Annotated in this window: 12 protein-coding genes; 8 read left to right on the top strand and 4 right to left on the bottom strand. The window is 43.3% G+C overall.

The genetic code is table 11. From position 1 onward, the window contains the following. Positions 1-8 precede the first annotated feature (8 nt). From ABG082_RS09295 to ABG082_RS09280, 4 genes are read left to right on the top strand one after another with little or no spacing between them, the layout of a single operon-like run. Entirely contained in the window at positions 9-914 is a 906-nt protein-coding gene (locus ABG082_RS09295; RefSeq protein ID WP_348936800.1) for a hydroxymethylglutaryl-CoA lyase, read from the top strand. 15 nt (positions 915-929) lie between these two features. Further along, a complete protein-coding gene (locus ABG082_RS09290) occupies positions 930-1,712 on the top strand; it encodes an enoyl-CoA hydratase (protein ID WP_348936799.1) in 783 nt (260 codons plus the stop codon). Positions 1,713-1,730: 18 nt separating this feature from the next. Next, positions 1,731-3,254 carry an acyl-CoA carboxylase subunit beta gene (locus ABG082_RS09285; protein WP_282833694.1) on the top strand — a complete coding sequence of 508 codons (1,524 nt, stop codon included), beginning with the start codon at positions 1,731-1,733 and terminating at the stop codon, positions 3,252-3,254. A gap of 14 nt (positions 3,255-3,268) precedes the next feature. Next, entirely contained in the window at positions 3,269-5,203 is a 1,935-nt protein-coding gene (locus ABG082_RS09280; RefSeq protein ID WP_282833693.1) for an AMP-binding protein, read from the top strand. Between the two features lie 27 nt (positions 5,204-5,230). Here ABG082_RS09280 and cysI read toward each other — a convergent pair whose 3' ends face one another. From cysI to ABG082_RS09265, 3 genes are all read right to left on the bottom strand, one after another. After that, on the bottom strand, positions 5,231-6,949 hold the full coding sequence (gene cysI / locus ABG082_RS09275) for an assimilatory sulfite reductase (NADPH) hemoprotein subunit (RefSeq protein WP_282833692.1): 1,719 nt from the start codon (positions 6,947-6,949) through the stop codon (positions 5,231-5,233). A 33-nt stretch (positions 6,950-6,982) separates the two neighbouring features. Beyond that, a complete protein-coding gene (locus ABG082_RS09270) occupies positions 6,983-8,794 on the bottom strand; it encodes an assimilatory sulfite reductase (NADPH) flavoprotein subunit (RefSeq protein ID WP_272511580.1) in 1,812 nt (603 codons plus the stop codon). 212 nt (positions 8,795-9,006) lie between these two features. Next, positions 9,007-10,434 (bottom strand): aldehyde dehydrogenase family protein, encoded by a 1,428-nt coding sequence (locus tag ABG082_RS09265; protein ID WP_272511579.1) that lies wholly within the window; start codon positions 10,432-10,434, stop codon positions 9,007-9,009. Positions 10,435-10,646: 212 nt separating this feature from the next. Between ABG082_RS09265 and ABG082_RS09260 the strand changes: the two genes are divergently transcribed. The 3 genes from ABG082_RS09260 to ABG082_RS09250 are packed head-to-tail and all read left to right on the top strand — an operon-like array spanning position 10,647 to position 12,279. Further along, entirely contained in the window at positions 10,647-11,072 is a 426-nt protein-coding gene (locus tag ABG082_RS09260) for a DMT family transporter (RefSeq protein ID WP_019744156.1), read from the top strand. Between the two features lie 13 nt (positions 11,073-11,085). After that, positions 11,086-11,772, top strand: a complete 687-nt coding sequence (locus ABG082_RS09255; protein WP_019744155.1) for a Crp/Fnr family transcriptional regulator — start codon at positions 11,086-11,088, stop codon at positions 11,770-11,772. A gap of 21 nt (positions 11,773-11,793) precedes the next feature. Next, positions 11,794-12,279 (top strand): DMT family transporter, encoded by a 486-nt coding sequence (locus ABG082_RS09250; protein ID WP_348936798.1) that lies wholly within the window; start codon positions 11,794-11,796, stop codon positions 12,277-12,279. Positions 12,280-12,291: 12 nt separating this feature from the next. Here ABG082_RS09250 and ABG082_RS09245 read toward each other — a convergent pair whose 3' ends face one another. Continuing rightward, on the bottom strand, positions 12,292-13,698 hold the full coding sequence (locus ABG082_RS09245) for a phospholipase D family protein (RefSeq protein WP_272511578.1): 1,407 nt from the start codon (positions 13,696-13,698) through the stop codon (positions 12,292-12,294). A gap of 160 nt (positions 13,699-13,858) precedes the next feature. Between ABG082_RS09245 and ABG082_RS09240 the strand changes: the two genes are divergently transcribed. After that, positions 13,859-14,635, top strand: coding sequence for a MurR/RpiR family transcriptional regulator (locus tag ABG082_RS09240; RefSeq protein ID WP_007499235.1), 777 nt, complete (start codon positions 13,859-13,861; stop codon positions 14,633-14,635). The last annotated feature ends 42 nt before the right edge of the window (positions 14,636-14,677 follow it).

The following is a 14,677-nucleotide window of genomic DNA, read 5'->3' as shown; positions in this document are numbered from 1 at the left end:
AAAGCCGCATGGCATTACCAAAAAACGTGCTCATTAGAGAGGTCGGCCCGCGCGATGGCCTGCAAAATGAATCCGTTTGGCTGGACACAATGGAGAAGCGAACATGGATCCATTTACTCGAAGAAGCCCATCTTCCTTATATTGAAGTCACCTCATTTGTTCATCCGAAATGGGTTCCAGCCTTAAAAGACGCCAAAGAATTAGCCCAATCATTAAACAAAAAAGATAATATCACCTATGCCGCACTTATCCCAAATGAAAAAGGATTAGCTCATTTTTTTGAAGCAAACCTTGAGGTAGGGGCTATGTTTATCTCAGCGAGTGAGACACATAACAAAAAGAATATGAATCGATCTATACAGGAAACACTGCCTGTGATCAAACAAATGACAGCCGATTTAAAAGCAGAAGGACGGCAAACGCGGGCCTATATTTCAACCGTGTTTGGATGTCCTTATGAAAAACAAGTGCCGATGGACCAAGTGCTGCGATTAATGGAACAGCTGCTCTCCTTCGGCATTGATGAAATATCACTCGGGGATACCATTGGGGAAGCCCATCCGCTGCAAGTAGAAAGACGGTTAGACCTTTTACTTGAACGCTTTCCTGCTGATAAAATCGCGCTTCATTTTCATGATACGAAAGGAATGGGGCTTGCCAATATTTATACAGCATTAAAAGCCGGCATCACTATATTTGATGCCTCTAGCGGGGGGCTTGGCGGCTGTCCTTATGCACCTGGCTCCAGCGGAAACGTGGCGACAGAAGACGTGGTGCACATGCTTCACAAACTCGGGATCGAAACAAATGTCGACCTCCCTCGCTTGATTAAAGCGGCTGAATGGATTGAAGCAAAAGTGGATCGAACCCTGCCAAGTCACTGTTTACGCGCTTTTCAGTCTCACACTACTTGATAAAGGGTGAATCACATGACTTCATTGGTCAATTTTTCAATACAAGATGATCACATTGGCATCATGACCTTAAACAGACCAGCACAAGCCAATGCTCTATCAGCTGCTATGCTAGAGGAAATCAATCAAACGATTCAAGAAATCAAACATGATGCAAACATCCGCTGTTTGCTCATGACAGGAGCTGGCGCTAAAGCTTTTTGCGCAGGAGCAGACTTAAAAGAACGGCGATTAATGACAGAACAAGAAGCCAAAGAAGCCGTTCTGACCATTCAGCAAACCTTTACAGACATTGAATCTTTGCCTGTTCCTGTCATTGCCGTGATAAACGGACACGCACTTGGCGGAGGTCTTGAGCTCGCGCTCGCCTGTGATCTCCGCATCGCAAGAGCGGGTGCAGCGCTCGGCCTGCCGGAAACAGGACTAGCTATCCTGCCGGGAGCAGGGGGCACACAAAGACTTCCGCGCCTGATCGGACCCGGGAAAGCGAAAGAAATGATCTTCACAGGCACTTCTTTACGAGCAGAAGAAGCCGTTCAAATCGGACTGATTGAACGTATCTCTACAGCCGATTCACTGATGAATGATGCCATCACACTCGCAAAACAAATCACCAAGAATGGACCGATTGCTTTAAAAGAAGCAAAACAAGCCATTCAATCCAGCCTTGATCACGATTTGCAAACAGGGCTGACGAAAGAATACGAAGCCTATCTTCGGCTAATTCATACAGAAGATCGACTAGAAGGTCTCAAGGCTTTTCAAGAAAAACGAACGCCTCATTACATTGGCAAATAGCAAGAAAGGGGAATGTTTATGATTGAAGAATATGAATTAAAAAAACAACGAATTGAAAAGGGCGGGGCAGAACGCTACCATCAAAAAAACAAAGAAAAAGGAAAATTATTTGTCCGTGATCGGCTTCATTTGCTATTAGATGAGGATTCTTTCATTGAAGATGCCATGTTTGCAGAGTGCAAAGATGAACATTTACCAGCAGATGGTGTTGTCACAGGAACCGGGCGTATGAATGGGCAGACTGTTTGCGTCATGGCAAACGACTCTACGGTTAAAGCAGGATCGTGGGGCGTCAAAACAGTAGAAAAAATCATTCGAATTCAAGAAACGGCCGAGAAGCTCAATTGTCCAATGCTGTATTTAGTCGATTCTGCGGGTGCAAGAATCACCGATCAAATCGCAATGTTTCCAGGCAGAAGAGGAGCAGGGCGCATTTTTTATAACCAAGTCAAGCTGTCTGGACGCATTCCTCAAATTTGTTTACTATTCGGTCCTTCTGCTGCCGGTGGTGCGTATATCCCTGCTTTTTGTGACATTGTCGTCATGGTAGAAGGAAATGCATCCATGTATTTAGGGTCGCCGCGAATGGCTGAAATGGTGATTGGTGAAAAAGTATCACTTGAGGAAATGGGCGGTGCGAAAATGCATTGTAGCATTTCTGGATGCGGAGATATATTAGCCAAAACAGAGGAAGAGGCCATTCAAATTGCACGTGATTATTTAACCTATATGCCTGCCAACTATATGGAAAAACCAAAAATGACAGCAGCAAAAGCACCTAAACCATCTAACATCACCATCCAAGACTTAATTCCTAAAGGCCAGAATACCCCATTTGATATGTATCAACTCATCGATTTACTGATTGATGAAGGGTCATTTTTTGAAATCAAAAAACTGTTTGCCGCAGAGTTAATCACCGGCTTTGGCAGAATGAACGGTCAGCCTGTCGGTCTCATTGCCAATCAGCCAAGGGTCAAAGGCGGCGTATTATTCCATGACTCAGCTGATAAAGCCGCCAAGTTTATTCAGCTCTGTGATGCCTTTCATATCCCGCTGCTCTTTCTTGCGGACATACCAGGATTTATGATTGGAACAAAAGTGGAACAAGCCGGCATTATTCGTCATGGGGCAAAAATGATCTCCGCTATGTCAGAGGCGACCGTTCCGAAAATATCCGTCATCGTCCGTAAAGCATACGGAGCAGGACTATATGCAATGGCAGGCCCTGCTTTTGAGCCAGACTGCTGTCTCGCTCTTCCATCGGCGCAAATCGCTGTGATGGGTCCAGAAGCCGCTGTAAATGCCGTCTATGCAAATAAAATTGCAGAACTCCCGCCCGAAGAGAGGGCTTCATTTATACAAGAGAAACGGAAGGAATACCAGGAAGATATGAATATCTATGAGCTTGCCTCTGAAATGATTGTCGATGGCGTCATCCCATTTGACCGTCTCAGAACGGAACTTTGTCATAGATTACTAGCCTATTCATCGAAAGACATGACATTTACGAAACGAAAACATCCGGTCTATCCGGTTTAAAGGGGGCAGACCTCATGATCAACCTGAAACCAGAATGGATACCGGAAGAAAAGCAGAGCCAAAAAACACGTTTGCATCAGTGGATGAAATCTCTTGGTTTTTCTACGTATGACTCATTCTATCAAGCCAGTATTGCACGCACAGACTGGTTTTGGAGAGAAGCGGAAAAGGCGGTCGGCATTCAGTGGAAAAAACCATATGAAGCGGCATTAGGTCACCACTCATTGATGTGGCCGAAATGGTATCAGGGCGGCACACTTAACATCACCGAAACGGCTGTGGACAAATGGGCAGAAAAAGAAGAGACGAAGCATCAGCCCGCCATCATTTGGAGCAATGAAGCCGGTGAAGAAAAGAAATGGTCATTTCTCGAACTTCAAGAGAAAGTGAGCCGTCTTGCAGCTGGCTTTTTGAAAGAAGGACTTCAAAAAGGGGATGTAGCCATCATCTATATGCCAATGCTTCCAGAAACGGTCGCCGTCATGCTTGCCTTTGCAAAGATTGGTGTTATTTTCAGCCCAGTCTTCTCAGGCTATGGAAGCGAGCCACTCGCTGTACGCATTCGTGCGTCAGGCGCATCCATTGTCGTCACAGCGAATGAAATGATGCGGCGAGGGAAAACGATCAACATGCGGGAATGTGTGGCGGATGCCATCAACAAAACCACAACTGTGCAAAAAGTGATTGTGCACACTTCCTCTCATACCGGATATCAGGACGATGTCCTGCTGAATGATTTGTTAAAAGAACAGCCGTTCACCGGCGCGACCTATGTCACAAATGAAGACCCGCTGATGATCTTGTATACGTCAGGCACAACCGGGACACCAAAGGGAGCCGTTCATACACACGCAGGCTTTCCGATAAAGGCAGCTTTTGATGCCGGGCTATGTATGGATGTGGCAAAAGGAGACCGGCTGTTTTGGCTGACTGATATGGGCTGGATGATGGGGCCATTCCTCGTCTTTGGCGGCTTGATCAATGGAGCTGCCATCGTTTTATATGACGGCGCTCCCGATTATCCAGATGAGCAGCAGCTCTGGTCATTCATCCACGAGAAGAAAGTCACTCATTTTGGGCTTTCCCCTACATTTGTTCGTTCTGCGATGCAGCAAACGATTGATGGGGTCGAGTTATCTCATGTCAAAGCCATTATTTCTACAGGGGAACCATGGAATGAAGCTCCGTGGCAATGGTTATTTCACACCATTGGTCAAAAGAACATTCCAATCTTAAATTATTCAGGAGGAACCGAAGTTTCTGGTGGCATTGTAGGGAGTACGCTGCTTCGCCCCATCAAACCGATTCTCTTTAATGCGGCGATCTTAGGAATGGCGGCAGATGTATACAATGAAGCTGGGCAAAGCGTGATGAATGAAGTAGGGGAGCTTGTGGTGAAAAAGCCATGGGTCGGCATGACATGTGGTTTTTGGAACGAACCGGAGCGTTATGAAGATACGTATTTCAAACGATTTGATGGTGTATGGACACACGGAGATTGGGTCATGCAAACAGAGGACGGAGAATTCCACATCACCGGCAGATCGGATGATGTCATTAATACAGCAGGGAAACGCATCGGGCCAGCTGAAATTGAATCCATCCTTACCTGGCATCCTGCCGTGCATGAAGCCGCTGTGATTGGGGTAAAGGATGAGGTGAAAGGGGAGGCGCTCGTCTGTTTCATCGTGACCAGTCCGCATGCTTTTGAAGAAGCAGCCCTTATCCAAGAACTTTCAGCCCATGTTGGTTCACATGCCGGAAAAGCGCTCACACCAAAAGAAGTTCATCTCATTTCAGCTTTGCCGAAAACAAGGAATGGAAAAATCGTACGACGTTTACTTAAAGGGGCGTATGAAGAGCAGCCTTCACCCGATCTATCTTCATTAGACAATCCAGATGTATATAAGAGTCTGACCGAATACTTGAATAAGAAACAGAAAAAATAAAAAAGACAGGATGGTTCCTGTCTATTTTTATTGCACATGAAAATTCGTTCCATCTGTTGTCTCTTTCACAATCCCTGCCCGAATGACAAAATCGCCGAAATGTTCATTTTCTTCTCGTTCTTTTGCATAGCGGGGGAGAATAGAGCCAAGTTCTTTTAAAATGTCTTCCTCACCCACATTTTCACGGTATAATTTACTTAATCTGCTACCATCAAATGCGGCACCAAGATACATATTATACTTACCAGGTGATTTTCCGATAAATCCAATCTCTCCAAGCGCATGACGAGCACAACCATTTGGACAACCAGTCATTCGAATGGTGATTTCTTTATCACTTAATCCGTTTTCTTCAACGATGTCTTCGATTTTATCAATCAATCGTGGAAGGTAGCGCTCTGCTTCAGCCATCGCTAAACCGCAAGTTGGCAAAGATACACAAGCCATTGAGCTGCGGCGCAGGGCGGAGTGCTGCTGGCCGTCTGATAAACCAAACTTTTGAATCAGCTGTTCGATTTGTTTCTTTTTATGAGTTGTCACATTCCCAATGATTAAATTCTGATTGGCGGTTAGACGGAAGTCACCCGTATGCACCTTGGCAATTTCACGGATGCCTGTCATCAGTGGATAATCATCATAATCTGTGATGCGTCCGCCTTCTACAAACATCGTATAATGCCATCTGCCGTTAATGCCTTTTACCCAGCCGTAACGGTCACCGTTATGATCAAAGTGATAATCCTTTGCCTCTAAAAGAGTAAACCCAAGACGGCGCTCAAGCTCTTCTTTTACATTCTCAAGACCAAGGCGGTCCACCGTATATTTAAAGCGGGCATTTTTTCGGACGGAACGGTTTCCGTAGTCACGTTGAATGGTGATGACTTGTTTGGCAATTTCTACGACCTGTTCAGGTGTACAAAAGCCGATGACCTTTGCAAGCTGCGGATAAGTCGCTGTATCACCATGCGTCATACCCATTCCGCCGCCAATTGCGACATTAAAACCGACCAGTTGATCGTTTTCTATAATGGCAATGAAGCCTAGATCCTGCGAAAAGACATCAATGTCATTAGCAGGAGGGACGGCCACGCCAATCTTAAATTTTCTTGGTAAATAAAGCGGACCATACATCGGTTCAACCTCAGTGTCAGGTGTTGCTGCTACCTTTTCCTCATCAAGCCAAATCTCATGATAGGCTCTTGTTTGTGGAAGTAAGTCATCACTTAATTTTTTTGCCAGCTCGTACACGTCATGGTGCACTTCAGATTGATAAGGATTCGATGTACACATGACATTCCGGTTTACATCACCGCAAGCTGCGATCGTATCAAGCATAGTAGAATGAATGTCTTGAATGGTCTTTTTCATATTCCATTTTAAAATACCGTGAAGCTGGAAGGTTTCACGAGTTGTCAGCTTTAAAGTACCGTTGCCATATTGATGAGCAAGCTCATCCATCACAAGCCACTGCTTGGAGGTGGCGATCCCGCCAGGCAGACGGACACGCAGCATAAATTGATAGGCAGGCTCAAGCTTTTGTTTTTGTCGTTCATTTCTCAGATCACGATCATCTTGTAAGTAGCTGCCGTGATGCTTCATCAGACGGTTGTCATCATCCGGAATTCCCGCTGAGATCGGATCAAGCATCACTTCTTTTAACGTACCCCGTAAATAATCACTTTTTTCTTTGATTTCCTCTACGTCGCTCGGAGGTCCATCCGGCGCTGTTAATGCTGTCTTCACCATGTAAGTAAAAGCTCCTTTCTTTCAAGCATCAAATCAATAAACGTCACGCTGATAGCGTTTTTGCTGCTGTAAGTTGGCAAGATAGCTTTCTGCTTTTTCTTTGCTCATCGCACCTTCTTCTTGAATAATGGACAGAAGGGTATTGTGAACATCATGCGCCATATGCTTTTCATCTCCGCAAATATACACGTAAGCACCTTGCTCAAGCCATTCAAATAATTCTTTGCTTTGTTTCTTCATTTGGTGCTGGACATATACTTTTTCCTCAGTATCTCTTGAAAAAGCCACGTCCATTTTTGTTAAGACGCCATCTTTTAACCACTTTTGCCATTCCGTTTGGTATAAGAAATCCGTCACAAAATGCTGATCACCGAAGAATAACCATGACTTTCCGTTTGCACCCATTTCCTCACGCTCCTGCATAAATGAACGGAAAGGGGCGATGCCTGTGCCTGGTCCTACCATAATGATCGGTGCATCTGGATCTTGAGGAAGCTTAAAGTTTTGGTTGTGCTGAATATAAACAGGTAATGTATCACCTGGCTGCAGGCGCTCTGCACATAAAATCGAACAGACACCTTGGCGTTCTCTGCCGTGCGCATCATATCTGACAGCACCTATCGTCAAATGAACCTCTTCGTCATTTGCTTTGAGACTGCTTGCAATGGAATAAAGGCGTGCAGGGATTTTTCTTAAAATGGACGTGAAATCTGCGGCGGTTCCTTCAAAAGGACCGAAATCACGAGCCGCATCTACTAGGTCCCGGCCTGCGATATATTCTTTCAGTTTTTCTTCGTTTCCTTCTTCTAAAAGAGCATGCAAGGATTCGCTTTTTGTCAGTGCAGCGATCTTTTGAAGAAGTGGTTTTGTTAAAACCGTAATCTCAAAATGCGAGGTGAGTGCTTCTTTTAAAGGGAGAGTGTCTCCGTTTTTATGAACGGTGACGGATTCTTCTGCATTCCATCCGCATGTTTGAATCAGTTCATCGACAAGCGCAGGATCATTTGTCGGGTAAATGCCAAGGCTGTCACCTGGCTCATACACGAGGCCTGATCCTTCAAGAGAAAGCTCTAAGTGACGTGTTTCTTTATTAGATCCACGCCCATTTAGGTTGATATTTTCAAGAACTTCAGCATAAAAAGGATTCGTTCTTGAATATTCAGAAACGGCTTGATTGTTGACTCCCGCTGATTCTTGCGGAATTGATACAGCTTCACCTTCACTCAAAGAGGAGGCAACACCTTGTAGCCATTCTGAAAACGGCTCATCATAATCAAGGTCGCAGTCCACTCGGTCAAAAAGACGTGTGCCGCCAAGCTCTTTGAAGCGTTCGTCAAATTCTTTTCCTGTCTGACAGAAGAATTCGTATGAGCTGTCACCTAATGAAAGGACAGAAAAGCTTAAATGATCGAGCTTTGGCGCACGTCTGCCGTGAACATATTCATGGAACGAAAGGGCATTATCCGGCGGATCTCCTTCGCCATGTGTGCTGACAATGACTAGTAAATTGTTTATTTTTTTCAGATTATTCGGTTTAAAATCGGACATAGAAGAGAGCGTCACTTGAAAGCCTTTCTCTTCAAGATGCTGGGCTGTCTTTTTTGCTAACCCTTCGGAATTGCCTGTTTGCGACCCATAAAGCACGGTCACATCTTTGCTCACAGGCTGTACAGATGCTGCGGCAGAAGGCGCCGGAGTGACAGCTTCTGAGCCGGCAAGCGCTGCCTGTGCTGATAAATAACCAGTAAGCCAAATTTTTTGCTGATCTGTTAAAGTCGGAAGCAGCTGATTGAGTAACTCTGCCTGCTCCTGGCTAAACGGACTGTTCAATACATGAAGTTGCAACAATATCCACCTCACAAGGAATATAAACATAGATTAATTCGATAGGAATTATATATATAGGTTCAATTTGAACTTTACCGAAAGTTTGCCATTAAGTAAAATATATAATATTGATTGTCATGATTAAGATTTCTAATGACAAAACACGGATGAATAGGGGAGAGGGCACAAAAAAAGAAAACGGATCACCGTTTTCCTTTTTTTCGCCTGACTTACGCCGTTGGAAGTCCCATCACAGCTTTCACTTCTAAATATTCTTCGATACCGAAGTCTCCCCATTCTCTTCCGATACCAGACTGCTTAAAACCGCCAAATGGGGCAAAGTAATCTGTTTCAGCATTGTTAATGGTGATTTGACCGGCACGAATATGTTCAGCGACATATTTTAATGTTTTTTCATCTTGACCAACAACATACCCGGCAAGACCATACACTGTATCGTTGGCGATCTCAAGGGCATGATCGAGGTCTTGATACGTGATCACACTCATGACTGGCCCAAAGATTTCTTCTTGCGCAATGGTCATGTCATTTTTCACATTGGTGAAAATGGTATGCTTGGCGAAATATCCTTTATCGATTCCGTCTGGCTTTCCAGTTCCCCCAGCAAGAAGGGTAGCACCTTCTTCGATTCCTTTTTCAATATAAGATTGCACCGTATCCCACTGCTTTTTAGAAACAAGCGGACCAGTAGCGTGATCTTCTCTCGGATCACCAACTGTAAACTTCGGCATGGCGTTCAGCAGCGCTTTTTCAAACTTGTCTTTCATTGATTCTGGAATCAGCACACGTGTAGCTGCAGAACACACTTGACCTGTATTCATCGCAATATGATGAATGGCTGTTTCTGCTGCTTCGTCCACATCTGCATCGTCTAAGACGATAAGAGGGGATTTTCCGCCAAGCTCAAGTGCTACTTTCTTCACGTTGTCCGCTGCGTTTTCCATAATTTTAGAGCCGACGGCACCTGATCCTGTAAATGAAACGAAGTCAATATCAGGATGTGAGCTAATGCCGTCACCAATCACGTCACCCGTTCCGTTTACTAAGTTGAAGACTCCTTTCGGTACACCTGCTTCATCAATAATTTCTGCAAGAATCATCGCAGCAAAAGGGGTGATTTCCGCTGGCTTTAAGACAACTGGTGAGCCTGCCGCAATGGCACCCGCAATTTTAAGAGATGTCTGATTCGTCGGGAAGTTCCACGGTGTAATCAATCCGCTGACACCAATCGCCTCTTTTATAATCGTATGTCCACCGCGGTCTTCGGTAAATGTATAAGATTTCAGTGCTTCCGCTGCTTTAGAAAAATGTTCATAACCCATTTTGTAATGAACTTCTTCGGACACTTTCAGTGGTGCACCAAGTTCTTTTGTCATCACTTCTACAAGCTCATCCTTACGTTTTTCGTACCCGCGCACAATGTTTTCCAGCATTTCAACTCGTTCATTTCGAGATGTTTTTGAGAAAGAAGGGAAGGCGGCTCGAGCTGCTTTGACTGCCTTATCTAAATCTTCTTTCGTTCCTAAACTAATGGTGCCAATGACTTCCTCTGTCGCAGGGTTAATGACCTCCGTCGTTTCGTTTCCTGTTGATGCGACCCATTCTCCATTAATAAAGTGTTTCTCTTGATTTCTCATTCTGACATGTCTCCTTTTTATGTGTGATTCAATCCAATATTCTGTTTTCAGCTGATATAAAACTGTACCCACTGTGAAAAATCTAAAACAGAGAAACTGCATGAGAAAAAGTTTCTGATATAATACGCAAAGTGGGACATATGTCCTTTTCAACATGAGGGCATCTATCATTTAATGGAACTAGACTGAAAAAAGAAGGAGCTTTTGAACGAATGAAAGGTGTTATTTTCGCATTATTAGGAGGCGCTTGTATTACACTGCAAGGCGTAGCCAACGCCAGAATTAGTCAAGATATCGGTACGTGGCAGGCGGCAACGATCACGCAGCTGACAGGGTTTATCATCTCTCTCGTCATTTTACTCATCGTACGGGATGGCCACTTTAAGGAATACAAAAAAGTGCAGCCTCTTTACTTAATTGGAGGTGCATTTGCAGCCATTATTATCTTTAATGAGGTCACTGCCATTCAAATCATTGGTGTGACACTCACCATCGCTGCTTTACTTATCGCACAGCTTGCGTTTACCTTTGCCATTGATGCAAAAGGATGGTTTGGTGTTCAGAAGAAAAAAATGAAATGGCCTCATTATGCAGGCATCCTTTTAATGATTGCAGGCGTCATCATCTTAAAACTATAAAGGAGGGCATCAGATGGAGGAGCTGCATGATGAATCTCTTTTTTCCTCTTATATCAAGACGCATCAATTACAGAATGTTTTTCATCAAAAACTCATCTCACATGTGAGCTTGTGGCGCTATCAGCAAGGTGAGCTGATTTGTTCAAAAGGAGATAAAAGGGAGTATATGTACTTGCTGGTGAAAGGAAAATTAAAGATTTTCACCACCACAAAAGAAGGTAAAACATTTATCCTTTGCTTTAAAAACCCTCTTGAAGCGATTGGAGATATTGAATACGTTCAGCAGACAGATATGGTCAATACAGTTGAAGCCGTTACAGAAGTACATATGCTCAGGATTTCTCATCAAGCCCTTATGCGGCATGCAAAGGACGATCCTCGAGTTTTAGCCTTTTTGCTTAAGGGCATCACAAACAAATTTTATACTAAATCAAATGATTTAAGCTTTCACCTTTTATATCCCGTAGAGGTCAGGCTTGCAAGCTATTTATTGTCTGTTTTAACAGGGGATGATGATGCGCACACACGCACGCTTCGCCTCACGGATGCAGCGAGCTTAATTGGAACAAGCTACCGCCATATTAATCGGGTCATTCAGCAGTTCCAAAAAAAAGGGCTGATTGAAAGGCGAAGAGGAAAGATTACGATTTGTGATCAAAAAGGGCTTTTAGAAATAGCAGAACACAACATTTATGAATAGAAGAAACGAAGGGACTTATATATGATCACAGGAATAATATTAGCTGTCACTGCTGGGGCACTTGTCAGCTTACAAACCATTTTTAATAGTAAAGTCAATGAGCAGACAGGCTCTTGGTCAACAACGACACTTGTTCTAGGAATGGGCTTTATCGCTTCACTTTTGATGGGTCTTTTGTTAGAAGGAACCGGCATGTTTCAATTAAGGCATATGGAAGCCTGGTACTGGTTAAGCGGAGCCATCGGGGTAGGCGTTGTCATCTGTCTTGTTCAGAGCATCAAACATCTCGGTCCCACTTATGGAATCTCGATTGTTCTCACCTCCCAGCTAGGTTGTGCGCTTCTATTTGATTCGCTTGGCTGGCTTGGGTTAGAAAAAGTAACATTTTCTTTTACAAAATTATTAGGTGTACTTGTCATTGTGGCAGGAATCCTCGTATTTAAGTTAACCAAGCTTGAACCTGTAGAAGAGGAGCAGTCAAGAGAAAAAGGGCTGCCACAAAAGTAGCTGCCCTTTTATTTAAATCAACCGCCGCCATAAAACCGTTATGGTAGATAAACCAGTTAAAAGGAGCCTTTTCATGAAAGGCTTTTTTTTCTGTCCATAGTCGCTTGCTTGATATTCTGTTCGATCTTTCGCTACGAGAACACTATAAGCGATTTTTCGTTCGATTGCTTCCGTAAGAGATAACGCAAATGGTGCACTATCAATCACCAAAATCGATTCAGTATTTAAAAAGCTGGATCTTGCATCTAGATTATATGTTCCAATAATACTTAAGTTATCATCAATGACCATTGATTTGGCGTGAATTGAATACGGCCCTTGATATTCATACAAATGAACACCCGTTTTCATCAATTCCTTTTTCGTGCTTAAATATCCTGCAAATGCTAAAGGGTTTGGTGTCGCTGTAAGAGAATTCGTCACGATCGTCGTTTGAATATCACTTGGTAATGGCGTGAGTCCGTCTTTCATTGGCCGTGTCGGTATGACATAAGGCGTCTGGATCAGAACCGAACGCTTTGACCGCTGTGCGAGATCGTTTAACTTTTTCAAGACGAGCGGACGTTTATTTAAGCGTTCCACTGGATTTGTGAAAAATGCAATCTGTTTTGCACGAATGGCGTCTTTTGCCCAATCATATGTGGACGTGACAAAGGGTTCTTTTGTACGAATGGCTTCCTGATAAGATCTTAGCAGCTGTTTTCTTAGCTTTTTTCCTTTTTTCGCTTTTGCCTTGGAAAATACATCTTTCGTTCTTTTCGTAAAATCATGATTCCACAAATAAACGAAATACTGCTCCATTTCATCTAATACTTTTCCTTTTTTGGCGTTGTACAGCAGCACATCTCGGTCATACGCAAAGTCTTTCGGGGGCTGATCTGCAAAGTATTTATCACCAATATTTCTGCCGCCCATGACAGCGACCCTGCCATCTGCCAAAAGAAGCTTATCGTGAAGGCGGTTATGCCACGTCCATGGCTTGATCAAACGAAAAGGCTCATAAAAACGAATGGCCATATTCGGATGATTCGCCACAGCATAACGCAAATGCTTCAGCGGTCCACGCAGGCTATGGCAAATGCCATCTAACAACAGCTGAACTTTTACTCCTCGATCAGCCGCTTCAATTAAAGCACCAAGCACCCATTCGGCGGTTTTTCCTTTTTGAATGGAATAATAACTCAAACGAATGTTCTTTTTAGCCTCGCGAATCATTTGAACTCTCACTTGACCTGATTCAAACCCGTCATCAAGCAGCATGACTTGATTTATGCCTTGGTCGTCTCCTGAGATGGAAGAGGCTTTATAGATGCAATGTTCTTTACATGTTTTTTGAAACGGTAAATAAAACAAGACAAATGCGGTCAAAAATACATACACCACATATAAAAGGATCAGAAAAAACAAGAATTGAAGCACAGTGATCAACTCCTTTCACACAAACCGTTCTTTTTCTTAGCTTATGTTAAAAACAAAATTTCACTCATTCAGCTTTCTAATGAAAAATACAGGATAAAAGAATCACCTTGTTTTCATAGGGCATTTAATTATAGTATGAAATGAGTAAGGGGGAATCGCATTGAATGAACCATTATTTAATATACCAAGTGATGTGTATCAAACGTTAAGTGAAACAGAACGTTATTTACTGCATTATATTCACCAGCATTTAGAGGATATCTCCACCTTATCCATCGTCACATTAAGTGAAAGAGCCAACGTGTCAACAGCGACCATTGTCAGACTGATGAAGAAAATCGGATACAATGGCTATACATCCTTTAAATATCGATTGAAACAAGAAAAGAAAATGACAGATGATAGTGATCAACTAAAAAATATTGACGAAGACATCAAACTAGCCATTCGAAAAAATGAAGAAGAGGTCTTAAAGACGATTCAACTGCAAAGTATTGGGCAAATTGAGGATGCAGTTCAAAAAATCCACGATGCGGACAAAATTTATATTTTTGGCAGAGGCTTCTCAGAGATGATCGCTAAAGAGATGACCATCAAATTGCAGCTCATCGGAAAAACATGTGAAGTTCATGACGACCCGAATATCATTCGGCTCAAATCGCGTGACATTGATAAAAACGAACTTGCCATCTTTGTCTCATTAAATGGAGAAACGTCGGAACTAGTAGAAGCCTGCCAAAACCTCAGTATGAAGCAAGTCACGACCATTACTGTCACAACTAGAATTGATTCTACATTAAGTAAAATATCAGATATGACACTCGTCGGATATAAAGGGGAACAATCATTCTTCCCAGATTACGAAGTCAGGTCCCGCCTGTCTCTTCATGTCATTGCCCGCATTTTACTAGACGCCTATGTGATTCGGATGAAATAAACACTTAAAAAGCCTTCCACACTTCATGATGGGAGGCTTTTT

It is taken from the genome of Bacillus sp. BS1807G30 (assembly GCF_040047675.1).
Classification (GTDB): Bacteria; Bacillota; Bacilli; order Bacillales; family Bacillaceae; genus Bacillus; species Bacillus altitudinis.
This window is presented reverse-complemented; position numbering and strand designations above follow the sequence as displayed.

Bases quoted from the DNA above. Each gene is read 5' to 3' on its own strand.
- ABG082_RS09295 (WP_348936800.1), top strand. From the start codon at position 9: ATGGCATTACCAAAAAACGTGCTCATTAGAGAGGTCGGCCCGCGCGAT.
- ABG082_RS09290 (WP_348936799.1), top strand. From the start codon at position 930: ATGACTTCATTGGTCAATTTTTCAATACAAGATGATCACATTGGCATC.
- ABG082_RS09285 (WP_282833694.1), top strand. From the start codon at position 1,731: ATGATTGAAGAATATGAATTAAAAAAACAACGAATTGAAAAGGGCGGG.
- ABG082_RS09280 (WP_282833693.1), top strand. From the start codon at position 3,269: ATGATCAACCTGAAACCAGAATGGATACCGGAAGAAAAGCAGAGCCAA.
- cysI (WP_282833692.1), bottom strand. From the start codon at position 6,949: ATGGTGAAGACAGCATTAACAGCGCCGGATGGACCTCCGAGCGACGTA.
- ABG082_RS09265 (WP_272511579.1), bottom strand. From the start codon at position 10,434: ATGAGAAATCAAGAGAAACACTTTATTAATGGAGAATGGGTCGCATCA.
- ABG082_RS09260 (WP_019744156.1), top strand. From the start codon at position 10,647: ATGAAAGGTGTTATTTTCGCATTATTAGGAGGCGCTTGTATTACACTG.
- ABG082_RS09255 (WP_019744155.1), top strand. From the start codon at position 11,086: ATGGAGGAGCTGCATGATGAATCTCTTTTTTCCTCTTATATCAAGACG.
- ABG082_RS09250 (WP_348936798.1), top strand. From the start codon at position 11,794: ATGATCACAGGAATAATATTAGCTGTCACTGCTGGGGCACTTGTCAGC.